24 protein-coding genes are annotated in these 20,342 nt (G+C 70.4%); 13 read left to right on the top strand and 11 right to left on the bottom strand.

Going from position 1 to position 20,342, the window contains the following annotated elements; genetic code table 11:
* Positions 1-185 precede the first annotated feature (185 nt).
* Positions 186-1,136: an alpha/beta fold hydrolase gene (locus AC4D12_RS10890; protein WP_490949936.1), complete on the bottom strand. Its 951-nt coding sequence runs from the start codon at positions 1,134-1,136 to the stop codon at positions 186-188.
* Entirely contained in the window at positions 1,133-1,579 is a 447-nt protein-coding gene (locus tag AC4D12_RS10885) for a nuclear transport factor 2 family protein (protein WP_490949935.1), read from the bottom strand. Before AC4D12_RS10885 ends, AC4D12_RS10890 begins: the two co-directional genes overlap by 4 nt.
* 122 nt (positions 1,580-1,701) lie before the next feature.
* Here AC4D12_RS10885 and AC4D12_RS10880 point away from each other — a divergent pair, with 122 nt between their 5' ends.
* Positions 1,702-2,316, top strand: a complete 615-nt coding sequence (locus tag AC4D12_RS10880; RefSeq protein ID WP_490949934.1) for a TetR/AcrR family transcriptional regulator — start codon at positions 1,702-1,704, stop codon at positions 2,314-2,316.
* 59 nt (positions 2,317-2,375) lie between these two features.
* Here the strand turns inward: AC4D12_RS10880 and AC4D12_RS10875 are convergent, their stop codons facing one another.
* Complete coding sequence (locus AC4D12_RS10875; protein ID WP_490949933.1) at positions 2,376-3,185, bottom strand: IclR family transcriptional regulator domain-containing protein; 810 nt, start codon at positions 3,183-3,185, stop codon at positions 2,376-2,378.
* 99 nt (positions 3,186-3,284) lie between these two features.
* Between AC4D12_RS10875 and AC4D12_RS10870 the strand changes: the two genes are divergently transcribed.
* From AC4D12_RS10870 to AC4D12_RS10855, 4 genes are read left to right on the top strand one after another with little or no spacing between them, the layout of a single operon-like run.
* On the top strand, positions 3,285-4,523 hold the full coding sequence (locus tag AC4D12_RS10870) for a 4-hydroxybenzoate 3-monooxygenase (protein ID WP_490949932.1): 1,239 nt from the start codon (positions 3,285-3,287) through the stop codon (positions 4,521-4,523).
* The gene (locus tag AC4D12_RS10865) at positions 4,520-5,722 is read left to right on the top strand and encodes a thiolase family protein (RefSeq protein WP_490949931.1); all 1,203 of its coding nucleotides are present in this window, start codon (positions 4,520-4,522) and stop codon (positions 5,720-5,722) included. Before AC4D12_RS10870 ends, AC4D12_RS10865 begins: the two co-directional genes overlap by 4 nt.
* Positions 5,723-5,726: 4 nt before the next feature.
* Positions 5,727-6,521, top strand: a complete 795-nt coding sequence (locus AC4D12_RS10860) for a 3-oxoacid CoA-transferase subunit A (RefSeq protein WP_490949930.1) — start codon at positions 5,727-5,729, stop codon at positions 6,519-6,521.
* Entirely contained in the window at positions 6,518-7,153 is a 636-nt protein-coding gene (locus AC4D12_RS10855; RefSeq protein ID WP_490949929.1) for a 3-oxoacid CoA-transferase subunit B, read from the top strand. Before AC4D12_RS10860 ends, AC4D12_RS10855 begins: the two co-directional genes overlap by 4 nt.
* Before the next feature lie 138 nt (positions 7,154-7,291).
* On the opposite strand, the gene AC4D12_RS10850 is transcribed toward AC4D12_RS10855, so the two are convergent.
* Positions 7,292-8,539 carry a saccharopine dehydrogenase family protein gene (locus tag AC4D12_RS10850; protein WP_490949928.1) on the bottom strand — a complete coding sequence of 416 codons (1,248 nt, stop codon included), beginning with the start codon at positions 8,537-8,539 and terminating at the stop codon, positions 7,292-7,294.
* A gap of 107 nt (positions 8,540-8,646) precedes the next feature.
* On the opposite strand from AC4D12_RS10850, the gene AC4D12_RS10845 reads away from it, so the two are divergent.
* Together AC4D12_RS10845 and AC4D12_RS10840 are read left to right on the top strand one after the other, a co-directional pair.
* Positions 8,647-9,027: a PadR family transcriptional regulator gene (locus tag AC4D12_RS10845; protein WP_490949927.1), complete on the top strand. Its 381-nt coding sequence runs from the start codon at positions 8,647-8,649 to the stop codon at positions 9,025-9,027.
* Positions 9,024-9,737 (top strand): hypothetical protein, encoded by a 714-nt coding sequence (locus tag AC4D12_RS10840; RefSeq protein WP_490949926.1) that lies wholly within the window; start codon positions 9,024-9,026, stop codon positions 9,735-9,737. Before AC4D12_RS10845 ends, AC4D12_RS10840 begins: the two co-directional genes overlap by 4 nt.
* A 96-nt stretch (positions 9,738-9,833) precedes the next feature.
* Here AC4D12_RS10840 and AC4D12_RS10835 read toward each other — a convergent pair whose 3' ends face one another.
* Complete coding sequence (locus tag AC4D12_RS10835) at positions 9,834-10,184, bottom strand: hypothetical protein (protein WP_490949925.1); 351 nt, start codon at positions 10,182-10,184, stop codon at positions 9,834-9,836.
* A 5-nt stretch (positions 10,185-10,189) separates the two neighbouring features.
* Positions 10,190-10,609, bottom strand: coding sequence for a GNAT family N-acetyltransferase (locus AC4D12_RS10830; RefSeq protein ID WP_490949924.1), 420 nt, complete (start codon positions 10,607-10,609; stop codon positions 10,190-10,192).
* Between the two features lie 196 nt (positions 10,610-10,805).
* Here AC4D12_RS10830 and AC4D12_RS10825 point away from each other — a divergent pair, with 196 nt between their 5' ends.
* Positions 10,806-11,099, top strand: coding sequence for a hypothetical protein (locus AC4D12_RS10825; protein ID WP_490949923.1), 294 nt, complete (start codon positions 10,806-10,808; stop codon positions 11,097-11,099).
* Positions 11,100-11,119: 20 nt separating this feature from the next.
* Here the strand turns inward: AC4D12_RS10825 and pcaC are convergent, their stop codons facing one another.
* From pcaC to pcaH, 5 genes are read right to left on the bottom strand one after another with little or no spacing between them, the layout of a single operon-like run.
* Positions 11,120-11,530 carry a 4-carboxymuconolactone decarboxylase gene (gene pcaC, locus AC4D12_RS10820; RefSeq protein WP_490949922.1) on the bottom strand — a complete coding sequence of 137 codons (411 nt, stop codon included), beginning with the start codon at positions 11,528-11,530 and terminating at the stop codon, positions 11,120-11,122.
* Positions 11,527-12,267 (bottom strand): alpha/beta fold hydrolase, encoded by a 741-nt coding sequence (locus AC4D12_RS10815; protein WP_490949921.1) that lies wholly within the window; start codon positions 12,265-12,267, stop codon positions 11,527-11,529. The genes pcaC and AC4D12_RS10815 overlap by 4 nt, the downstream gene beginning before the upstream one ends.
* The gene (locus tag AC4D12_RS10810) at positions 12,264-13,649 is read right to left on the bottom strand and encodes a lyase family protein (protein ID WP_490949920.1); all 1,386 of its coding nucleotides are present in this window, start codon (positions 13,647-13,649) and stop codon (positions 12,264-12,266) included. Before AC4D12_RS10810 ends, AC4D12_RS10815 begins: the two co-directional genes overlap by 4 nt.
* Positions 13,636-14,190: a protocatechuate 3,4-dioxygenase subunit alpha gene (pcaG, locus tag AC4D12_RS10805; protein ID WP_490949919.1), complete on the bottom strand. Its 555-nt coding sequence runs from the start codon at positions 14,188-14,190 to the stop codon at positions 13,636-13,638. Before pcaG ends, AC4D12_RS10810 begins: the two co-directional genes overlap by 14 nt.
* Positions 14,187-14,987, bottom strand: coding sequence for a protocatechuate 3,4-dioxygenase subunit beta (gene pcaH, locus AC4D12_RS10800; protein ID WP_490949918.1), 801 nt, complete (start codon positions 14,985-14,987; stop codon positions 14,187-14,189). The genes pcaG and pcaH overlap by 4 nt, the downstream gene beginning before the upstream one ends.
* A 182-nt stretch (positions 14,988-15,169) precedes the next feature.
* Here pcaH and AC4D12_RS10795 point away from each other — a divergent pair, with 182 nt between their 5' ends.
* The 5 genes from AC4D12_RS10795 to AC4D12_RS10775 all read left to right on the top strand — a co-directional run bounded on the left by AC4D12_RS10795 (position 15,170) and on the right by AC4D12_RS10775 (position 20,327).
* Entirely contained in the window at positions 15,170-16,150 is a 981-nt protein-coding gene (locus AC4D12_RS10795) for an ABC transporter substrate-binding protein (RefSeq protein WP_490949917.1), read from the top strand.
* A gap of 89 nt (positions 16,151-16,239) precedes the next feature.
* Positions 16,240-16,995, top strand: coding sequence for an ABC transporter permease (locus tag AC4D12_RS10790; RefSeq protein WP_490950132.1), 756 nt, complete (start codon positions 16,240-16,242; stop codon positions 16,993-16,995).
* Entirely contained in the window at positions 16,992-17,765 is a 774-nt protein-coding gene (locus AC4D12_RS10785; RefSeq protein WP_490949916.1) for an ABC transporter permease, read from the top strand. Before AC4D12_RS10790 ends, AC4D12_RS10785 begins: the two co-directional genes overlap by 4 nt.
* Complete coding sequence (locus tag AC4D12_RS10780; protein WP_490949915.1) at positions 17,755-18,702, top strand: ABC transporter ATP-binding protein; 948 nt, start codon at positions 17,755-17,757, stop codon at positions 18,700-18,702. Before AC4D12_RS10785 ends, AC4D12_RS10780 begins: the two co-directional genes overlap by 11 nt.
* Positions 18,699-20,327 carry a thiamine pyrophosphate-dependent enzyme gene (locus AC4D12_RS10775; RefSeq protein WP_490949914.1) on the top strand — a complete coding sequence of 543 codons (1,629 nt, stop codon included), beginning with the start codon at positions 18,699-18,701 and terminating at the stop codon, positions 20,325-20,327. The genes AC4D12_RS10780 and AC4D12_RS10775 overlap by 4 nt, the downstream gene beginning before the upstream one ends.
* Positions 20,328-20,342 lie beyond the last annotated feature (15 nt).

The raw sequence follows: 20,342 nt of genomic DNA, 5'->3' as shown, positions 1-20,342 counted from the left end.
AAGAGTTGATCGGCGGCCGTCAGGGGCGCAGCATCAGCGCCGTGATGGGCTTCGCGGCGGCGATGTCGCGCTCGATCGCGGCCTACTGGGAGCGAACCGAGGCTGCGGACCGACCATCATGAGGGTGCCCTCTGTCGCCAGGCATCATGGTGGCAGCATCACGGGTCAAGGGGCGATACTCCCCGTCACCCGGTCGACCTGGTGTGATGCGCTTCCTGGCGGTCCAGGTGGTCGAGCAGGAGCCGGGCGATCTCGTCGGGCCGCTCGTCGGTGAGGAAGTGTCCGGCCGGCACGGTCACCTGGATGACGTGGGCGGCGATGTCGCCGGCGACGGCGGCCATGGCGGCTCCCATCGAGTGCTCGCCGCCGATGGCGAGGGTCGGGACCGTCAGCAGGCCGTCCTGGTCGAGGTGGGCTCGGGTGTCGGCCGCGTCCTGGCCGAACCAGGCGGCGTACGTGGAGACCGCCGCGTGCACGGCCCCCGGACGTCGGAGCGCGTCGGCATAGAACCGTCTGTCCTCGGGCCCCACGGTTCGACGATCGAGGAGGAAGGTGTCGAAGAAGTGGTCGACGTAGACCTCCTCACGGCCGGAGATCAGCGCGGTGGCAAGGTCCACCTGTTGATGGAAGCCGAAGTGCCATGCGGCACCGCCGGCAACGATGGCCTGGAGAGTCGCCGTGCCGGGCACGACGCCCTCGACGAGCGTCAGGCTGCAGACGTCGGCATCATGCTGTCGGGCGTAGGCGTGGGCGATGGTCGTGCCGATGTCATGGCCGACGACGTGCGCAGCGTGGTCGCCGGCTGCGGCGAGTGCTGCAACGACGGCGTGGAGGTCAGCGGCCATCGTGCTCTTGTCGTAGCCGTCGGCCGGCACGTCGGACCCGGCGGCGCCGCGGTAGTCGGGGACGATCACCCGGTAGCGCTCGGCCAGGATCGGAGCCACCCGATGCCACTCGTAGCCGCTCTGGGGGAAGCCGTGGATCAGCAGGACCGTGGGGCCCTGGCCGCCGACGCGGTAGCCGATACGGGTGCCGTCGTGGTCGACCGTGCCCGTCTCCCAGCCGTCGAACCCGCGTTTCAGCGCGGCGGTGCGGACTGCCTCATGGCGCGTCGTGCCGGCGTCGGCGGCGCTCATGGACGCAGGTCCGTCGCCGCGCGGCCCTCGAGAGCCATCGGCACCGATTCGTGCTCGTGGACGATCACCCAGGAGCCGTCGATCTTGGCCAGGGCGAGGGTCTTGCGGAACCACAACTCGGTGCGTTGCCCGGCGACCGTGTAGGCGATCCGGGACAGGCTGTAGGTGACCGCGACGCCATGACCGACCAGCTCGTGCTGGTCGACGACCTCGTAGTCGACCGGTCCCTCGAAGTTGTGGAATGCCTGCTCGAGGTAGGCGGCGTCCATCCGGGTCTCGCCCGCCAGCTGGAGTGGGCCGTTGAGCCCGTATTGCACGAAGTCCCGCGACTGGGTGGCCAGCGTGCCGGTGGCGGAGGTCGTCCGCAGAGCGTCGGCGCGCTTCGCGAGGACCTCGCGCACTGCGGCGATGTCGCCGCTGATGTCGGAGTCGGTGGTTGTCATGGTTGCGTCCGTTCTGTCGAAGGCCACCAGCGTTGCATCTTTGACCAATCGTTTCAACATGGGCCACAGAGTCTGTCCAGGGAGGAATCGGTGCGGGAGAGCGTTAGACTGATTATTCCAAGATGAACGGGGAGGACATGGCCGGCCGCAAGCAGTTCGACCCTCAGGTCGCCCTCGAGGCGGCACTGCGGGTGTTCTGGACCCAGGGCTACCGCGGCACGTCGGTGCAGGATCTCGAAGCGGCGACGGGCATAGGACGGGCCAGCATGTACAGCACCTTCGGGGAGAAGGAAGACCTGTTCCTTCTCGCCCTCGACTCCTACGTCGACCGGTACGGCCCCCCGGTCCGCGAGGCGTTCCGCATCCACGCCGACAACTCGGCTCAGGCCCTGCGCGCCACCTTCGACGCAGCCCTCACCCGGATGTCCGACACCGGGCTGCCCGCGGGCTGCCTGATCGCCCAGAGCACCTCCGACCTGCCGTCACTGGGTATACGCTCCCAAGCCGTGGTCTCCGATTTGCTCCGCACCCAGATCAGCACCATCACCGCCGCACTTCACGCAGACCGCCGGAGCGGCCGCCTCGACGAGAGCGCCGACCCTGAGGCACTTGCCGCTTTCCTCGCAGGCACCATTCACTCGCTGTCGCTCCTGCACCGCAACGGCATCGCGCTCGAGGTCCTCGCGCGGGTTGCGGCACATGCTCTCGCAACCATCCCGATCTCAGTGAGGACCTAGGAGATCGCCTCACGCTCGGAGCCGGGATCCGATGGCCCCGAGAGCTTTCTCCTCCACCCTCAGGGGCGCAGCATCAGCGCCGTGATGGGCTTCGCGGCGGCGATGTCACGCTCGATCGCGGCAGCCGCGCGGCTGAGTGGAGGCTCGTAGATCGCGACGACGTCCTCACTTCCGGAAGCCTGCGTGGACACGTTGATGGCGGCGATGACGCGCCCGTCCCGGTCACGCACCGGCACGGCGATGGAGCGGAGCCCCACCTCGAGCTCCTCGGACACCGACGCGTAGCCGTCACGGCCCGCGCGGGCGATGATCTGCCGCAGCGCCTCGGGTTCGTGCACCGTGTTCGCCGTGAGCGGGCGGAGGTCCGCCGTCGCGAGGTACTCGTCGAGTGTCCCGCGGTCTACGTCCGCCAGAAGTACGCGCCCCATCGAGGTGGCGTACGCCGGGAACCGGGTGCCGAGGTTGATCCCCACGCTCATGATGCGGCGCGTGGGCACGCGGGCCACGTAGACGACGTCATGCCCGTCGAGGACGGAGGCGGAGGTCGACTCGCGCAGCTCGGCGGAGAGCTCCTCCAGGTGCGGCTGGGCGATCTCGGGCAACGAGAGGCCGGAGAGGTAGCTGTAGCCGAGCTCGAGGACACGCGCCGTCAGCGCGAACTGCCGGCCATCGGTACGCACGTAGCCGATCTCGACGAGGGTCAGGAGGAAGCGGCGGGCCGTGGCGCGCGTCAGGCCCGTCTCACGCGCCACCTCGCTGAGCGTCATCTGCGGATGCTCGCTGTCGAAGCAGCGGATCACGGAGAGGCCGCGCGCCAGCGACTGGACGTACTGGCCGCTGGGGTCGGGGGTCTCCTGCTCCACGCTCATCCCAGCATCCTAGTCACGAGGCCCACCCCACTTGTACGCCAGAGGAACAGATGTTCTACTGGTGAACAAACACGCGGTAGGCAACGGGACGGTGGGTCGATGGCGACGGGAACAGGCGACGGACGGACACGCTCCACACAGGTGGGAATCATCGGGGCCGGGCCCGCCGGTCTCCTGATGTCGCACCTGCTGCACCGCGCGGGCATCGACAACGTGCTGCTCGAGCAACGCGACCGCCAGTACACCCTGGACCGCATCCGCGCCGGCGTCCTGGAGCAGGGCACCGTGGAGTTCCTCACCGAGGCGGGCCTCGGGGACCGCCTGCACAGCGAGGGCCTGAAGCACCACGGCATCTACCTGCAGTACGGGCAGGAGCGGCACCGCGTGCCCTTCACCGACCTGATCGGCCGCAGCGTATGGGTGTACGGCCAGCAGGAAGTGGTGAAGGACCTCGTGGCCAGCCTCGACGCCGCCGGTACGCCCGCCCTGTACGAGGCCACGGACGTCGCCGTCCACGACCTCGAGTCGGACCGCCCGTCCATCACCTACACGCACGACGGCGGCGAGCACCGCCTCGAGTGCGACGTGATCGTCGGCGCGGACGGCTTCCACGGAGTGTGCCGCCCGAGCATCCCCTCCACGCACCTCACCACCTACCAGCGCGACTACCCCTTCGGCTGGCTCGGCATCCTCGCGAACGTGGCCCCCTCCACGGACGAGCTGATCTACGCCCTCCACGAGAAGGGCTTCGCGATGCACAGCATGCGGTCCGAGAGCGTGAGCCGGCTCTACCTGCAGGTGGACCCCGCGGACTCGATCGACAACTGGTCCGACGACCGCATCTGGGCGGAACTGGACGAGCGGCTCGCCACCCCGGGCTGGAGCCTCGCACACGGCGAGATCTTCGACAAGGGCATCACGCCCATGCGCAGCTTCGTGAGCTCGACCATGCGCCACGGGCAGCTGTTCCTCGTGGGGGATGCCGCGCACATCGTCCCGCCCACCGGGGCCAAGGGCCTCAACCTCGCCGTCTGGGACGTCGCGATGCTGAGCACCGCCCTGCAGGACCACTTCCTCCATCACTCCTCCACCGGCCTCGAGACCTATTCCGAGAAGGCCGTGCAGCGCATCTGGGAGATCCAGCACTTCTCCACCTGGATGACCCGCATGCTGCACCGCTTCTCCAGCACGCCGGGTGCGCCCACCGAGGCCGACGAGTTCGACTACCAGGTGCAGCTCGGCCAGCTCAGCCACCTGGTGCGCTCGCCCAACGGCATGGCGCACGTCTCCGAGTACTACACGGGCCTCGACATGGGGCTCGGCGGGAGCCGGGCATGACCGAGGCGTTCCTGTTCGACGCCGTCCGCACGCCCTTCGGGAAGCTCGGCGGCGCGCTGGCCTCCGTGCGCCCCGATGATCTCGCGGCGCACGTCATCCGGGCCCTCCTCGAGCGCAACCCCGGCGTGGACCCGGCCGCGATCGACGACGTCGTGTTCGGCAACGCCAACGGCGCCGGCGAGGAGAACCGGAACGTGGCACGCATGGCCGGCCTGCTCGCCGGGCTCCCCGTCTCGGTGCCCGGCACCACGGTGAACCGGCTGTGCGGCTCCAGCCTCGATGCCGCGATGATCGCCTCCCGCCAGGTCGCGGTGGGCGACGCCGAGCTGGTGCTCGTGGGTGGCGTCGAGTCCATGAGCCGAGCGCCCTGGGTGGTCCCGAAGCCGGAGCGCGCGTACCCCACGCAGAACACGGCCATGGTCTCCACCACGCTCGGCTGGCGCCTGGTGAACCCGGCCATGCCCGAGGCGTGGACGGCGTCGCTCGGCGAGGCGACCGAGCAGTTGCGGCAGCGGCACGGCATCTCCCGTGAGCGCCAGGACGCGTTCGCCGCGGATTCGCACCGGCGCTCCGTTGCCGCGTGGGACGAGGGCCGGTACGCCTCCCTCGTCACCGAGGTCCCCGGCGTCGACCTGACCCGTGACGAGAGCATCCGCCCCGGTTCCACGCCCGGGAAGCTCGCGGGCCTCACACCCGTCTTCCGGCCCGCGAGTGACACCGAGGACGGTGGCACGATCACCGCCGGGAACGCCTCACCCCTGAACGACGGCGCCTCCGCGGCGTTCATCGGGTCCGCCGAGGCCGGCTCCCGCGCCGGGCTCACCCCGGGCATGCGCATCGCGGGACGTGGAGCGCACGCGCTCGATCCGCAGTTCTTCGGCTTCGCGCCGGTCGAGGCCGCGAACCAAGCACTCTCACGCGCAGGAATCGGCTGGGACGAGGTCGGCGCCGTCGAACTCAACGAGGCCTTCTCAGCGCAGTCCATCGCCTGCACGGATGCCTGGGGCGTGGACCCGGCGATCGTGAACGCCTGGGGCGGAGCGGTCGCGATCGGTCATCCCCTCGGCGCCTCGGGCGTGCGGATCCTCGGCACCCTCGCCGAGCGCATGCGCGGCGGCGGCGTCCAGTGGGGCGTGGCGGCCATCTGCATCGGCGTGGGCCAGGGCCTCGCCGTCGTGCTCGAGAACACGGGGAGGTAGCGGCATGGTGCTGATCATGGGAACGGCGGCCGACGCCGTCGCCGGGACCGCGGACGGTTCCACGGTGATGATCGGCGGGTTCGGGAATGCCGGCCAGCCGATGGAGCTCATCGACGCGCTGCTCGCGTGCGGCGCCACGGACCTCACCATCGTGAACAACAACGCGGGCCAGGGCGACGCCGGCCTCGCCCTCCTCATCCGGGAGGAACGCGTGCGGAAGATCATCTGCTCCTTCCCGCGGCAGAGCGACTCGTGGCACTTCGACCGTGCCTACCGCGCCGGCACGGTGGAGCTGGAGCTCGTGCCGCAGGGCAACCTCGCGGAACGGATCCGCGCCGCCGGAGCCGGTATCGGCGGCTTCCTGACGCCCACCGGCTACGGCACCCCGCTCGCCGCGGGCAAGGAGTCACGCGTGATCGACGGCCGCGGCTACGTCATGGAGTACCCGCTGCACGCGGACGTGGCGCTCATCAAGGCCCACCGCGCTGACCGCGCCGGGAACCTCGTGTACCGGAAGACCGCCCGGAACTTCGGGCCGGTCATGGCCACGGCCGCGCGCCGCACCGTGGTCCAGGTGGAGGACGTCGTGGACGTCGGCCTGCTCGATCCCGAGCACGTGGTGACGCCCGGCATCTTCGTCGACACCATGGTGCGCATCCCGGCCGCCCCCGTGCCCGGGCCGTCGATCGGCGCGCCCGTCGCCGCCGTCGTCGTCGGTGCCCACCCGTCCGCGTCCGACGCCGGGCCGGGCTTCCACCCGTCAGACGTCCGGGCGCCCGCACAGGGGCGCACCCGATGAGCGGCGGCCTGACGCGCGAGGCGCTGGCGCAGCTGGTCGCCGGTGACATCGCGACCGGCAGCTTCGTGAACCTGGGCATCGGCCAGCCCACTCTCGTGGCGAACTACCTGGAACCGGAGCAGCACGTCACCCTGCACACCGAGAACGGCATGCTCGGAATGGGCCCCGAAGCGCACGGTGCGGACATCGACGAGGACCTCATCAACGCCGGCAAGGTTCCCGTCACCGAGCTGCCCGGCGCCGCCTACTTCCACCACGCGGACTCCTTCGCCATGATGCGCGGCGGTCACCTCGACGTCTGTGTGCTGGGCGCCTTCCAGGTGTCCGCCGGCGGAGACCTCGCGAACTGGCATACCGGCGCCCCGGACGCCATCCCGGCCGTGGGCGGCGCCATGGACCTCGCCACCGGCGCGCGCGAGGTCTACGTGATGATGGGTCTCTTCGATCGCAGTGGCGCTCCGAAGCTCGTGCCCGCGTGCTCCTACCCGCTCACCGGGATCGGGTGCGTGACGCGCATCTACACCAGCGAGGCGGTGTTCCTGCTGACGCCCGACGGCGTGCGGGTCCGCGACGTCTTCGGCACCACGTTCGAGGAGCTCGAGGCGAGGCTGGACGTGCCGCTGCTGCGCTGACCTGCAACCCGCCGGACTCGGGGGCTTCGATGCCGCTCGGCGCCTGTCGCGCTGCAACACGCCGTGGCAGGGGCTCTGGACTGTCCAGAGACCCGGGTTCCGAGCGTCGACGTCGTACCCGGGGTGTAGCCGCTTCCGTCAGTCGAGCCGGGTGACCTCGTAGGTGTGTCCGGCTGCCCGCAGCCGCTCGACGAGCACGTCGCCGAGGGCCGATGCGGGGGTCAGTGACCCGCTGACCGGGGGCAACCGGTCGCCGTCGAGCGTGAGCGCGAGCGCCGACTCGCCCGCCATGACCGCGGTGGCCGCATACCCGGGGTCACCCGGTCCCGCTGCCACCGCGCGGTACCGGGCGCCGCGCTCGGTGCGGGCGGTGACCTCGGAGCGGAACCAGCCGCTCTGCTGCGTGGCCACGCTGGGGCCTCGTCCCGGTGCGGGGAGCACGCGATCGAGGACCGCACGGGTGGGCGGGAACGCCATGGCGCGCAGGAAGGCGCGCATGCCGACCGCGGTTCCGCGGGCGATGGCCGCTCCCGCCGCTCCGCGCGCCGTCCCGGAGACCTCGCCGTACTCGAACGAGCGCCCGTAGGCCCACCCCTGGAGCGCATTGCTGCGCCGGACGATCCGCGTGTTGTAGGGCGCCATGACGAAGGGTGCGGTCCACAGGCCGTTCTCCGCCTGCTGCACCGGGCCGGCGTCAGGTGGCTGATGCGCGCCGGGCTCGCGCCCCCGGTCCGGGCTGAGGGAGTGCGCGTCCTCCGCGAGCGCGCGGAGCGCAGGGCTCAATCGCACGCCGTCGAGGTGTCCGCGCATGGAGTCGATCGTGCCCCCGCTGACACCGCCCTTGGCCGTCGCGACCAGTTGGACGTCGGTCAGACCGCCCGCGCCGTCGGCCTCCGCTGCCCGGTGGAGCATCAGCACGGCGAGGTCGGAGGGCACCGAGTCGTAACCGCACGAGTGGACGATCCTGGCGCCGCTCGCCGTCGCGAGGGCGTCGTAGCGGTCGATGGCCTCGCGGACGAAGGACACCTCACCCGTGAGGTCGCCGTAGTGGGTTCCGGCGCGCGCGCAGGCCTCGACGACGGGTAGGCCGTACTTCATGTAGGGGCCCACGGTGGTGAAGAGCACCCGTGTACGCCCCGCCAGCGCTGCCGTGGAGTCCGCGTCCGTGGAATCGGCCTCGAGGAGGGGCCACGCGTGCGCTGCGGGAGGAAGCCCGGACCGGGTCTCCGCCAGTTTCGCCGCCGATCGCCCTGCGAGGCCGACACGCAGGCCCGCCGGCGCGTGCTCCGCCACGTAGGCGGCGATCAGCCTGCCCACGAAGCCGGTGGCGCCGTAGATGACGAGGTCGTGATCGCGATCCGCTGTGTCCGTGTTGTCCTGGTCCATGCTGTCCTCCTCGTGTGCCGACTGCGTCGACGGGTGGGTCGGGCCGGACCGCCCGCCGAATGAGCTCGGGTCTTTACAGGCTAACTACTTAGAGAGACAATCTAGTTATGGACGCCATGACGGAGAGCTCCGGGGCCGCAGTGAGTACCGAGTGGCCGAGCGATTGGCTCAGAGCCACTCTGGGCTTCCTCTGCCTCCGTGCGCTCGCTGCCGGCCCCTCCTACGGGTACGCGATCATCACCGAGTTGGAGCGCTCCGGGCTCGGCACGATCAAGGGTGGAACCTTGTACCCGTTGTTGACCCGATACGAATCGGCGGGCCTCGTCACGACCGAATGGCGGGCGGGCGACGGCGGCCCCGGCCGCAAGTACTTCGCCCTGACCGCACATGGCCGCGCTGAACTATCCCGCCTCAGCGCCCGGTGGGTGCGCTTCTCCGACACCACTGTCCGCTACCTCGACCGACCTACCGAGAAGGACCCGACATGATCCAGCGAACCAGCGATCAGCGATGGTTTGACCAGCTCGTCATGGAACTCCGGCTTCGACAGGTGCATGGAAGCGCCATCGGGGACACCGTCGCGAGTGCGAAGGAACTGCTCGGGGACACGGGTCAGGGCGCCGAGGAGACCTTCGGTACCGCTCGTGACTATGCTGAGGCGCTGGAGCTCCCCGCCGCCCCGGAACGTGCGTGGGTGCGGGAGGCGCTCGTGCCCGTGACCCTCTCGCTCCTGGCCTTCCTGCTGTTCAACCAGGCCGTGGTCCCCTGGACACGCGCCGAGCCGATGCTGGTGTCGGCGGCGCAGTTGGCTTTCCTCGCCGCGCCCGTGGCCCTCATCGCTCTCCTGCCGCTCTATCTCGATGCCATAGTCCGCCATCTGTGGGTCTGCATCGTGATCAGTTGTATCGGTGGGGCTGCGGGAGTTCTTTCAGCCGTCACCGTGCCGGAGTCCCGTGCAGACGCCTGGTTGGTGACCGAACCGCTCCCCTGGCTCGTGGGCTCCGCCCTCGTCATGGTGACACTGTCCATCATCAGGACGGTCCGGACCCCTTCAACCGACGACGTAAATATCGTCGACCCCAGCTCGGCGACCACGGAGAGCACCGAGAAGGGCGCGAGGTCCCTCACCCTCGTCACCACGTGGCTCTTCCCGATCCTCGCCCTCGCCATGCTCGGTCTGGCATTGGTGCTCCGCTGACCGGCCAGGAAGTGAGCAACTGACTCGCCCTGCGCGACGTCGACCCTGCCGAACCTCGGCAGTTCCGCCGGCAGTCACACGACGCATCGACGCGAACTACGAGCGACCCGCCGAGCCGTCCAGGACTGTCTCGATGAGCAGGAGCGCTCGTGCGGGCGTCATGCGGCGGTTCTGTTCCGCAGCCCTGGCTACGGCGATGCCGTCGACGACCGCCAGCAGGAGTGCGGCGTCGTCAGCAATGACCGCGGAGTCGGGGTAGGCGTCCGCGAGGAGGAGGAGCGTGAAGTCCTCCGTCTCGGCCCACCGGGCCGCGTGCGTGGAGCGGATGGTCGCATCGGTGCAGGGAAGTCCGCCGTGCTTCAGGAGGTCCTCGCCCTGTCGGACCTGACGCACGAGGAAAAGCGCCGAATCGTCGAACTCGATGCTCGATTGTAGGGAACGAACCACCGCGCTCATCCGACGTGGTATTTGAATCCTCGATGGGAGCCGATGAACCCGAGCCGCTCGTAGAACCGGTGGGCGTCCGTCCTCACCTCATCGGACGTCAACTGCACCAGAGTGACCTCGAGGGAGGGCGCCGCAAGGTCGAGGACCCACCGCATCATCGCCGAACCGATACCGGCCGATCTGTTGCCGGCCCCGACCCGGACCGCCTCGACCAGAAGCCGCGTGGTTCCACGACGGGCCAGACCGGGAATGCGCGTGAGTTGCATCATTGCTAGAGGTACGTCCGTCTCGCCGACGATCACGAGCACGTCGTTGGACGGATCCGCGCTGATCGCCGTCAGCGCCGATGCACATGCCCGGAGATCGACGTTGCCCGCCCGGTCGCCGCGCTCGGCGCTCACGGGGTCGTCCGCGAGCAGCAGCATCAGCGTCCATATATCCTCCGGACGCGCTCTTCTCAGCTCGAACCTCCCGCCAGTACACGTGAGCACGAGTGGTAGGTCGAGGGTGGCAATCACCAACGCAGTGTCCCATCCGCACTCCGTGATCGCTCGGACCCTCCGGTATCGTCAGCCGCGGATCGAAGGCACACCCGGATGCAACCCAGGAGTGAGGTACCCCGTGACCGACAGCAGCAGGCTCGACCCCGAGAAGGACTTCCCGGAGGATCTGACGTCGGTCGACCGGGACGATCTCGACATCCTCAACAGCAGGAATCACAGGGCGCGGGACACGCAGTACATCCGCGATGGCGAGGTGGACGCTGAGACCGAGGGCGAGCACCACGACCTCCGCGACGAGCTCGACCGCCGGCAAGCCCTCCGGGAAGCGACCGCCCTGGGCTCAGGGGACGGGGCGGCTGCGGACGATGCATCCGACAATGCAGTGGATGAAGAGGACCGCGCTACCGGTTGACCGCCGGGCGGGGAGAAGCGTTACCCGGCCGCGCGATGCTCGGCGATGATCGGCTGCGCGACCGTGAAAGCGGAGTTGGCAGCAGGTACGCCGCAGTAGACGGCGCACTGCAGCAGGATCTCCTTGAGTTCGTCCGGCGTGACCCCGTTGCGCAGGGCCGCCCGCACGTGCATCGCGAACTCGTCCCAGTGGCCGTGCGCGATCAACGCGGTGAGGGTGACCGCACTGCGCATGCGGCGGTCCAGCCCCGGACGCGTCCAGATCTCGCCCCACGCCGTGCGCGTGATCATGTCCTGGAACTCGGCGGTGAACTCATCAGCCTTCGCCGTCGCGCGGTCCACGTGTTCGGCGCCGAGGACCTCGCGCCGCACCACCATTCCGGCGTCGTAGCGCTCGGAATCCTCCGCGGACCTCCCCTCACCGATGTTCATCCGATTCCTCCCATGAAAGCTCGCAGTGCGGCGGCCACGGACTCCGGCTTCTCCGCGGGCGCGAGGTGTCCGGCCCCTTCGACGACGTCGAACGAGGACCCGGGGATGAGCTCGGCGGTGGCGCGCGCGTGGTCGGGCGTCACCACGCCGTCGTGCTCCCCTGCGAGGATCAGCGCAGGAACGGTGACGCCGGCCAGATCGTCGAGGACGTCGAACGCGGCGAGTGCCTCGCACAGCAAAGCGTAGGACGCGTCGTCGGCATCGGACAGGTCATGCAGCAGGGCCGACACCACCTCCGGATGCGAGGCGATGAAGCCGGGCGCGAACCAGCGTCCCGCCGAGGCACCGACGAGCACGGGCGTGCCTTGCGCACGGACGGTAGCGGCACGCTCACGCCACGCCTCCGCCGACCCTATACGTCCGGCGGAGCATATAACGGATATGGAATACAGACGTTCCGGGTGATACAGCGCAAGGGCGAGCCCCACCGCCCCGCCCAAGGAGATCCCCGCGTAGTGGAAGCGACCGATCCCCGAGTCGTCAGCGGCAGCGACGACGTCGTCCGCGAGATCCTGCACCGAGAACGGGGCAGTGCGCGGACCGCCGCCGCCGTGACCGGGGAAGTCCAGGGGAAGCACGCGCCGCTCGGGCGCGAGGAGCGACTGAACCGCACTCCACACACGGGAGCTCGTCCCGAGGGACGGGCCGAGGATCAGGGGTGCCTTCTGGGCCGTCATGAGATTCCGTCCTGCGAGGGGGCAACGGTATCGGCCGCCAGGGCACGGTGGATGAACGTCTGCGCCGCTCCGAGGTATTCGGCGGGGTCGAGCAGCCGCTGCACGTCGGCATCATCGAGCCTGCCGTCCGGTAGTGCCTCGTGGCGCAGCGCCAGCAGCGACGCCCGGAGGTCGCCGCCGGTCCCAGCGGCTCGTACGAGATCGCGGAGGTGCGCGGCACCGATCACCGGCCCGAGTTCGACCGACAGCCGCTCGGCCAGCACCAGCCCCTGCGTGAGATCGAGGTTCGCCCGCATGCGGCCGGCGTCGGCCGTCAGCCCTTCGAGAAGTGCCGCAGCATGGGCAGCCGCTCCGCCGACCGTGCGCAGCAGGTCCCGCAACGCGGCCCACTCGACGTGCCACGCGCCCGCGGGACGCTCGTCTGACGAGACGGCCGCCCTGTGCAGGTCCGCGGCGAGCCCGGCGGCGGGTGCGCAGGCTGCGGACACGAGCACGCTCCCCACAGGATTGCGCTTCTGCGGCATCGCCGAGGATCCGCCCTTGCCCTCGGCCACGGCTTCGGCCACCTCGCCGATCTCCGTCCGCGACAGGAAGGAGACGTCCGCGGCCAGCGTCCCGAGCACGGAGGCGCACCCCGCGAGGGCGTCACCCACGCGCGTCACCGGAAGGCGCTGCGTGTGCCAGGGAAGTGCGGGGGCACGAAGCCCGAGCCGCGCGGCCAGCCCGTCGACGACGGCGAGCGCGACCTCCTCGCCCGACCGCGCGGTGGAGGCCGCGAGCGTGCCGGTCGCGCCGCCGAACTGCACCGGGAGCCGGTGACGTGCATGCCGCAGGTCCGCGGACGCCTCCGTGAGCCCGTCGAGCCATCGCGCGGCCTTGAGCCCGAAGGTGATCGGGGTGGCGTGCTGCGTCAGCGTCCGCCCGGCCATGAGCGTGGTGCGGTGGGCGTGGGCGAGGGACGCCGCGGCGGCGGCAGCTCGCCGCAGGTCGGTCAGGACGACGGCGGTCGCGCGGCGCGTCATCAGCATCAGCGCCGAGTCGATGATGTCCTGGCTCGTGGCTCCCACGTGCACCGAGCCTCCCGCACCGGGTGCGACGTCGTCGGCTGCCGCGCGCAGGTCCATCACCAGCGGGATCACCGGGTTGCCGCCGTCCAGGGCCCGGGATGCGAGATCGGCGACGGAGAAGCGTGACGCGACGGCGCACGAGCGGATGGCAGCGGCGTGCGCGGGCGGAAGGACCCCGAGTGCGGCCTCCGTCTCGGCGAGGGCCGCCTCGACATCGAGCATCGCCTGCAGGTAGGCCTCGTCCGTGGTGGCCTCGGCCACCTCGCTGCCGGACCACGCGGGCGAGAACAGGGACAGGGCGTCAGCTGAAGGCAAGGAAGACCGTCTCCCGTGCGCCCTGCAGCCGGAGGTCGTGCCGCAGCGTGCCGTCCCTCTCCTCGATCGCCACGAGGGAGGACCGCTCCTCGACGGTCAGGCCCGTAAGGAACGGGTCCACGGCGTTCAGCGCCCCGTGCTGCGGGAGGTAGATGCGGGTGTGGAGCTTGTTCATGAGGCCGCGTGCGAAGAGGGCGACGGCGATGAACGGTGCGCGCCCCTCGGGGCCGACACCCGGGACGAGCGTCGTGAAGGAGAAGGTGCCGTCGTCGCGCGTGGGGCACCGGCCGAAGCCGGTGAAGGACCGGCCGTCACGCGCCAGCGAACCGCGCGCGCTGGGCGGGACGCCGTCGGCCCCGGGTTGCCAGATCTCCACGACGGCGTCGGGTACGGGCGCTCCGGCGCCGTCGGTCACCGTGCCGTGGAGGAGGACCGCTCCAGGTACATGGGGCGGCACGAGGCGGGGGCCGTCGTCGTACGGGAGCGCGTAACCGAAGAAGGGCCCTACGGTCTGGCCGGGGGTGGGGGGAAGCATGCTCATTCGTCTCCGCCTTCGGCTTCGGTCCACGTGGCACGGCGACCCGTCAGCACGATGTCCCAACGATAACCGAGGGCGTATTCGGGGGACGTGAGCGAGTGGTCGTACGTGGCGACCAGCCGGTCGCGGGCGTCCTGGTCCACGATCGACTGGTAGATGGGGTCGAGCGGGAAAAGCGGATCCCCGGGGAAGTACATCTGCGTCACGATCCGCTGCGTGAAGGCGTCGCCGAACACCGAGAAATGGATGTGCGCCGGGCGCCAGGCGTTCCGGTGGTTCTTCCAGGGGTACGCGCCGGGCTTGACGGTCTGGAAGCGGTACCAGCCGTCGTCGTCCGTGATGCACCGGCCCGTGCCTGTGAAGTTCGGGTCCAGCGGAGCGGGGTGCTGGTCACGCTTATGGATGTAGCGGCCGCTCGCGTTGGCCTGCCAGACCTCCACGAGCTGATGGCGCACCGGGCGGCCCTCGCCGTCGAGCACGCGCCCCTGGACGGTCATGCGCTCACCGAGCGGCTCACCCGTATGGGCGATGGTGAGGTCCGCCTCGAGCGGGGAGACGTCGGTGTGGCCGAAGGCCGGCGAGACGCGCTCGATCGTCTCCGGGTCCACGTGGTGGGGGTCCTTCGTGGGGTGTCGGAGCAGGCTGCTGCGGTAGGGCGGGAAGTCCAGGCGCGGCTGCAGCTCAGGGGGTCCGCCGGCGGCGCGATCAGCGGCGTAGGACGCATGCTGATCGGCGATCTCGGCGGACAGCTCCTCCTGCGTGCCCACCCCCGCGTCCGAGGTCTGCTGTCCCGATCCCATGGCATCTCCTTCGGTGTCCGGTGTGCGTCCTACTCGTACCACTCGCCGCTGCTACGTGACCTGAATGTGACCGGGGCCACCTCTTGACCTGCTGCGTGTGCCATTCTAGTTTATCTAGAGAACAAATGTTCATCATACGAACTCGATGAAGCGTCCGCCCATTGTATGAACAGAGGAATCCCATGCGCACCAGAGCAGCTGTCGCGGCATCCGCCATCCTTCTCCTGATCACCGGCTGCGGCTCCGGATCCCCGAGCGGCGGCACCGAGACGGCGGCCGAAGAGGGTGGGGGGGATACCTCGCTGGACCCCGTGACCGTGGGAGTCATCCCCATCGTTGACACCGCACCCATCTACCTCGGGCAGGAGCAGGGCTTCTTCGAGGAGGAGGGCATCGAGCTGGAGCTCCAGCCCACGTCCGGCGGAGCCGCGGCCGTCCCGGGCGTCGTGAGCGGGGACTTCGACTTCGCGTTCGGCAACGTCATGTCCATCATGGTGGCCGCCGGTCAGGGCCTCGACGTGCGCTTCGTGGCCAACGGGGCCTCGACGACCGGCGACACGGCCTCCGACTTCGGCGCCGTCGTGGTTCCCGCGGACTCCGACATCCGGACGGCTGCCGATCTCGCCGGCAAGCGCGTCTCCGTGAACAACCTCGCCAACATCGGTGACACCACCATCCGCTACGTGGTGGAGCAGGACGGCGGCGACCAGTCGTCGATCGAGTTCGTCGAGGTGCCCTTCCCCGACGCCCCGGCGGCCCTCGAGAACGATCAGGTGGACGCCGCCTGGATCCTCGAGCCGTTCCTCACGCAGGCCCTCTCCAACGGTGCACGCGTGGTCTCGTACAACTACGCGGAGGTGAGCCCGGACCTCGACATCGCCGGCTACTTCACCACCGGGGAGACCATCGAGGCCGACGCCGACCTCGTGGAGCGCTTCACCACCGCGATGAACCGCTCGCTCGAGTACGCCCAGGAGAACCCGGACGCCGTCCGCGACATCGTGGGCACCTACACGGAGATCAGTCCGGAGCTGCGCGCCGAGATGGTGCTCCCCTCGTTCAAGGCCGAGTTCGATCGCGACGCCGCCACCACGCTCGGCGAGGCTGCGACCGAGTACGGCACGCTGACCGGGGCGCCGGACCTCGACACCATCCTGCCGTGACCTCGCAGACGACCCAGCCGACGACGACGGCGGAGGCGCCCACCTCCGCCGCGTCACCGGCGCGGCGGAGGAAGGCGCCGAACTCGCTCGTGCTCGGCGCGATCGGGATCGTCCTCTTCCTCCTGATCTGGGAACTCGTCTCGCGCACCGGGCTCATCGACCCGCGGTTCCTGCCGCCCGCCACCGAGGTCCTCGCGGCCCTCGCGCGGAACGCGGGCCTCACCGCGTTCTGGGTGGCCGTCGGGCAGACCCTGCTCGCCTGGGGGCTCGGCCTCCTCATCGCCGTGACTCTCGCCGTCGTGGCCGGATTCGTCATCGGCTCCTCGGCCGTGCTGCGGCGCCTCACGCACTCCACCATCGAGTTCCTGCGGCCCATCCCCTCCGTGGCGCTGATCCCCCTCGCCGTGCTACTGTTCGGCGTGCAGCTGGAATCGACCCTGCTGCTCGTGGTCTACGCCTCCTTCTGGCAGGTCCTCATCCAGGTGCTCTACGGGGTCGCGGACGTGGACAACGTGGCGATGCAGACCGCGAGGTCCTACGGGCTCGGGCCGGTGGCTCGCGTGCGCCACGTCATCTTCCCCACCACGCTGCCGTTCCTCATGACCGGTGTCCGCCTGGCCGCCGCTGTGGCCCTCATCCTCGCCGTCACCGCTCAGCTGATCATCGGGTCGCCCGGGCTCGGCCGACAGATCGCCCTGGCGCAGACCGGCGGGGCGATCGCGGCGCTCTACGCGCTCATCGTCGCCACCGGCCTCATCGGGGTGGCGATCAACCTGCTCATGCGGTGGCTCGAGCGCCGCACCCTCTCGTGGCACTCGTCGGTGCGGTCCGAGGTGATCGTATGACGCTCGCCCGCGGTGTGGTCCACACCCTCGCCCTGCCCGCGGCGCTCCTCACCGTCTGGTGGGTCGCCACCCTGGGCGAGCCGAACTTCTACGTCCCCACGCCCGCCCTCCTCGGCCAGACCTTCGTCGAGACGTGGTTCGGTCCCCGCATCCTCTCGGACGTGCTGCCGAGCCTCGGACGGTTGCTCATCGGGGTCAGCCTCGCCATCATTCTCGGCGTGGCCGGCGGCCTCCTCATCGGCTCCGTCCGCTGGCTGCGGGCACTGACCGAGCCAGTCCTCGAGTTCTTCCGTGCCATCCCGCCGCCCGTCCTGGTGCCCGTGTTCATGCTGCTGCTCGGCATCACGGACACCATGAAGATCGTGGTGATCGTCTCCGGCTGCGTGTGGCCCGTGCTCCTCAACACCATCGAGGGCGTCCGCGCCGTGGACTCCGTGCTCTCGGACAGCGCCCGCACCTACGGTGTGTCCGGGTGGGCGCGCACGCGTCACCTCGTACTTCCCAGCGCGAGCCCGCAGATCATGACCGGCGTCCGTCAATGCCTGTCCATCGGCCTGATCCTCATGGTCATCTCCGAGATGTTCGCCTCGTCCTCGGGCCTCGGGTACACCATCGTGGCCTTCCAGCGCTCCTTCGCCATCCCCGAGATGTGGTCCGGCATCGTGGTCCTCGGCCTCATCGGCATCGCGCTGTCCTTCGTCTTCCAGTGGGCCGAGCGCCGCATCCTGCGCTGGTACCACGGCCTGAGAGAGGTAGAGAATGCAGTCTGAGACAGACCCCAGGGTCATCCTGTCCGTCCGGAACATGAAGAAGGTGTACCAGACCGACGGCGGCGCCGTCGAAGCCGTCCGGAACCTCACCTTCGACCTCCGCGCGGGTGAGCTGGTCTGCCTCGTGGGGCCGTCCGGCTCCGGCAAGACCACGCTGCTCAAGTGCATCGCCGGGCTCATGGAGCCCACCGAGGGCGAGGTGCTGCTCGACGGCAAGCGGGTGGCCGGTCCACCGAAGAAGATGGCCGTGGTGTTCCAGGAGTACGGCCGCTCGCTCTTCCCGTGGATGCGCGTGCGAGAGAACGTGGAGCTGCCGCTCAAGAACCAGGGCGTGCCCAAGGCCGAGCGCGACCGCCTCGTGGACGAGGCGCTCGAGGCCGTGGGTCTCGAGCACGTGCCGCGCTCCTACCCGTGGCAGCTCTCCGGCGGCATGCAGCAGCGCGTGGCCATCGCCCGTGCGGTGGCGTACCAGCCCGAGGTGCTGCTCATGGACGAGCCGTTCGCCGCCGTGGACGCCCAGACGCGCGCAGATCTCGAGGACCTCATCCGCACCGTGTGGAAGAGGCTCGGCGTCACCGTCCTCTTCGTCACGCATGACATCGACGAGTCGGTGTACCTCGGCGAGCGCGTCATCATCCTCTCGAGCTCGCCCACCGTGGTGCAGGAGGACATCGTGATCGACCTCCCCGCGGATCGCGACCAGGGCACCACCCGCTCCCTGCCCCGCTTCACCGAGCTGCGCGGCCACGTGTACGAGCAGATCCAGATCGCCAAGCGAGGCCACCGCCCGGCAGGTACCGCGGCCCCCGTCGTGGCGGGCTCACACGCGGGCGTGAATCACGGCGCGCAGTACACGGCGAATGCCGGCGCATCCGCCTACCCCGCCGGCGGCGTCGCCACGGGGGACGGAGCCAGTGGCGGCGGCGACCTCGGGTGAGTGGCGCTCCCCACGCCGGGACGGTCGCGGAGCAGACCTTCGAGGTGCTGCGCCACCACGGCCTCACCACCATGTTCTCGAACCCCGGATCCACCGAGGTGCCCTTCCTGGCGCTCCTCCCGGACGACTTCACGTTCGTCCTCGGGCTCCACGAGGGCTCCGTGGTGGGCATGGCCACCGGGTACGCCATCGCGAACGGCCGCGCCGCGCTGGTGCTGGTCCACACCACGGCGGGGCTCGGCAACGCCGTCGGCGCCATCGCCACCGCGAGGGTGAACCGCGCCCCGCTGGTGATCGTCGTCGGGCAGCAGGACCGCCGCCACCTCGCCTTCGAGCCGTTCCTCACCGGACGTCTCGCGGGCCTCGCGGGCGACTACCCGCTCGCCGTCCTCGAGCCCGGCCGTGGCGCGGACGTCCCCGCCGCCATCGCGCGGGCCGCGTTCACGGCGGAGCAGGGCCGCGGCCCGGTGATCGTGATCGTGCCGATGAGCGACTGGCTGGATGCCGCGGAGCCCGATGCGATGGCGGCGCCCGCCCGCGTGGCCGTCGCCGCGCCGGTGCACTCCGAGGCGGTCAACGACGTCGCCACTCTCCTCCGCGCGGCCCGCTCGCCCGCCCTGGTGGTCGGCGCGGGGATGGACACCGACGCCGGGTGGTCGGCCGCCGTCGGGCTCGCAGAACTCCTCGGCGCCCCCGTGCGGCTCGAACCGTTCGGTGCGCGCGCCGCCTTCCCCCAGGACCACCCGCTGTACTCCGGGCAGGTCCCCGCGGACCGCACGCGTGTGCGGCAGGCCTTCGAGGCGCACGACGCCGTGGTGGTTCTCGGCACCGCCGCCCTGCGCCAGTACCCGTACCAGGAGGGGCCGCTCTTCCCGCCGGGCACGCGCGTGGTGGTGCTCACCGCCGACGCCGCGGAGGCGAACCGCTCGCCCGCCGAGCTCGTCGTCGTGGGTGATCCGGCGGCCCTCACGCAGCAGCTGACCGCTGCGCTCCGGAAGCTCGGCGTCGAAGCGCCCGAGCCGCTCGCCGCACGCCCACCGCGGACTCAGACGGGTGGGTCCGCAAGCGACGGTCCGCTCCGCGCGGCCGACGTCTTCACCCTGATGGCGGAGCTCCTGCCCGAGGACGCCGTCGTCATCGAGGAGTCGCCGTCGTCGCGCCCTGCGCTGCAGGCGATCCTGCCCGCGCGGCAGCCGCTCGCCTTCCTCTCCGCGGCCATGGGCGGCCTCGGCTTCGCCCTCCCCGCGGCCATCGGCGTCCGGATGGCCCTGCCGGAGCGTCCCGTGGTCGCCGTGATCGGCGACGGCTCCTCGCTGTACTGCATCCAGGCACTGTGGACGGCCGCCAGCACGGCCACGGGCGCGCTGTTCATCGTGCTCGCCAACGGCGGCTACGCCGTGATGGACCGCCTCGCCGAACAGCGGGACGCGAAGCCCGCCTGGCCGCCGTTCCCCGAGGTCTCCGTCCGTACACTGGCGGCAGGCTTCGGCGTCGAGGCCGTCCGCGTGGACGATCACGGGCAGTTGACCGCCCTTCTCACCGACGTGCTGCCCTCCCTCGCCGGGCGGTCCACGCCCCTGGTGATCGAGGTCGGCGTGGCGGCCGATACCACCTTCCAGCCCTGAGACATCCGCGGCACA

This window comes from Arthrobacter sp. TJ-266, from assembly GCF_058269115.1.
The sequence above is the reverse complement of the archived record's forward strand: the minus strand, read 5'-3'. Positions and strand labels throughout refer to the sequence as shown.

Excerpts from the sequence above, each read along its gene's own strand:
- AC4D12_RS10890 (WP_490949936.1), bottom strand. The coding sequence starts at position 1,136 with ATGAGCGCCGCCGACGCCGGCACGACGCGCCATGAGGCAGTCCGCACC.
- AC4D12_RS10885 (WP_490949935.1), bottom strand. The coding sequence starts at position 1,579 with ATGACAACCACCGACTCCGACATCAGCGGCGACATCGCCGCAGTGCGC.
- AC4D12_RS10880 (WP_490949934.1), top strand. The coding sequence starts at position 1,702 with ATGAACGGGGAGGACATGGCCGGCCGCAAGCAGTTCGACCCTCAGGTC.
- AC4D12_RS10875 (WP_490949933.1), bottom strand. The coding sequence starts at position 3,185 with ATGAGCGTGGAGCAGGAGACCCCCGACCCCAGCGGCCAGTACGTCCAG.
- AC4D12_RS10870 (WP_490949932.1), top strand. The coding sequence starts at position 3,285 with ATGGCGACGGGAACAGGCGACGGACGGACACGCTCCACACAGGTGGGA.
- AC4D12_RS10865 (WP_490949931.1), top strand. The coding sequence starts at position 4,520 with ATGACCGAGGCGTTCCTGTTCGACGCCGTCCGCACGCCCTTCGGGAAG.
- AC4D12_RS10860 (WP_490949930.1), top strand. The coding sequence starts at position 5,727 with ATGGTGCTGATCATGGGAACGGCGGCCGACGCCGTCGCCGGGACCGCG.
- AC4D12_RS10855 (WP_490949929.1), top strand. The coding sequence starts at position 6,518 with ATGAGCGGCGGCCTGACGCGCGAGGCGCTGGCGCAGCTGGTCGCCGGT.
- AC4D12_RS10850 (WP_490949928.1), bottom strand. The coding sequence starts at position 8,539 with ATGGACCAGGACAACACGGACACAGCGGATCGCGATCACGACCTCGTC.
- AC4D12_RS10845 (WP_490949927.1), top strand. The coding sequence starts at position 8,647 with ATGGACGCCATGACGGAGAGCTCCGGGGCCGCAGTGAGTACCGAGTGG.
- AC4D12_RS10840 (WP_490949926.1), top strand. The coding sequence starts at position 9,024 with ATGATCCAGCGAACCAGCGATCAGCGATGGTTTGACCAGCTCGTCATG.
- AC4D12_RS10830 (WP_490949924.1), bottom strand. The coding sequence starts at position 10,609 with ATGCTGCTGCTCGCGGACGACCCCGTGAGCGCCGAGCGCGGCGACCGG.
- pcaC (WP_490949922.1), bottom strand. The coding sequence starts at position 11,530 with ATGAACATCGGTGAGGGGAGGTCCGCGGAGGATTCCGAGCGCTACGAC.
- AC4D12_RS10815 (WP_490949921.1), bottom strand. The coding sequence starts at position 12,267 with ATGACGGCCCAGAAGGCACCCCTGATCCTCGGCCCGTCCCTCGGGACG.
- pcaG (WP_490949919.1), bottom strand. The coding sequence starts at position 14,190 with ATGAGCATGCTTCCCCCCACCCCCGGCCAGACCGTAGGGCCCTTCTTC.
- pcaH (WP_490949918.1), bottom strand. The coding sequence starts at position 14,987 with ATGGGATCGGGACAGCAGACCTCGGACGCGGGGGTGGGCACGCAGGAG.
- AC4D12_RS10795 (WP_490949917.1), top strand. The coding sequence starts at position 15,170 with ATGCGCACCAGAGCAGCTGTCGCGGCATCCGCCATCCTTCTCCTGATC.
- AC4D12_RS10785 (WP_490949916.1), top strand. The coding sequence starts at position 16,992 with ATGACGCTCGCCCGCGGTGTGGTCCACACCCTCGCCCTGCCCGCGGCG.
- AC4D12_RS10780 (WP_490949915.1), top strand. The coding sequence starts at position 17,755 with ATGCAGTCTGAGACAGACCCCAGGGTCATCCTGTCCGTCCGGAACATG.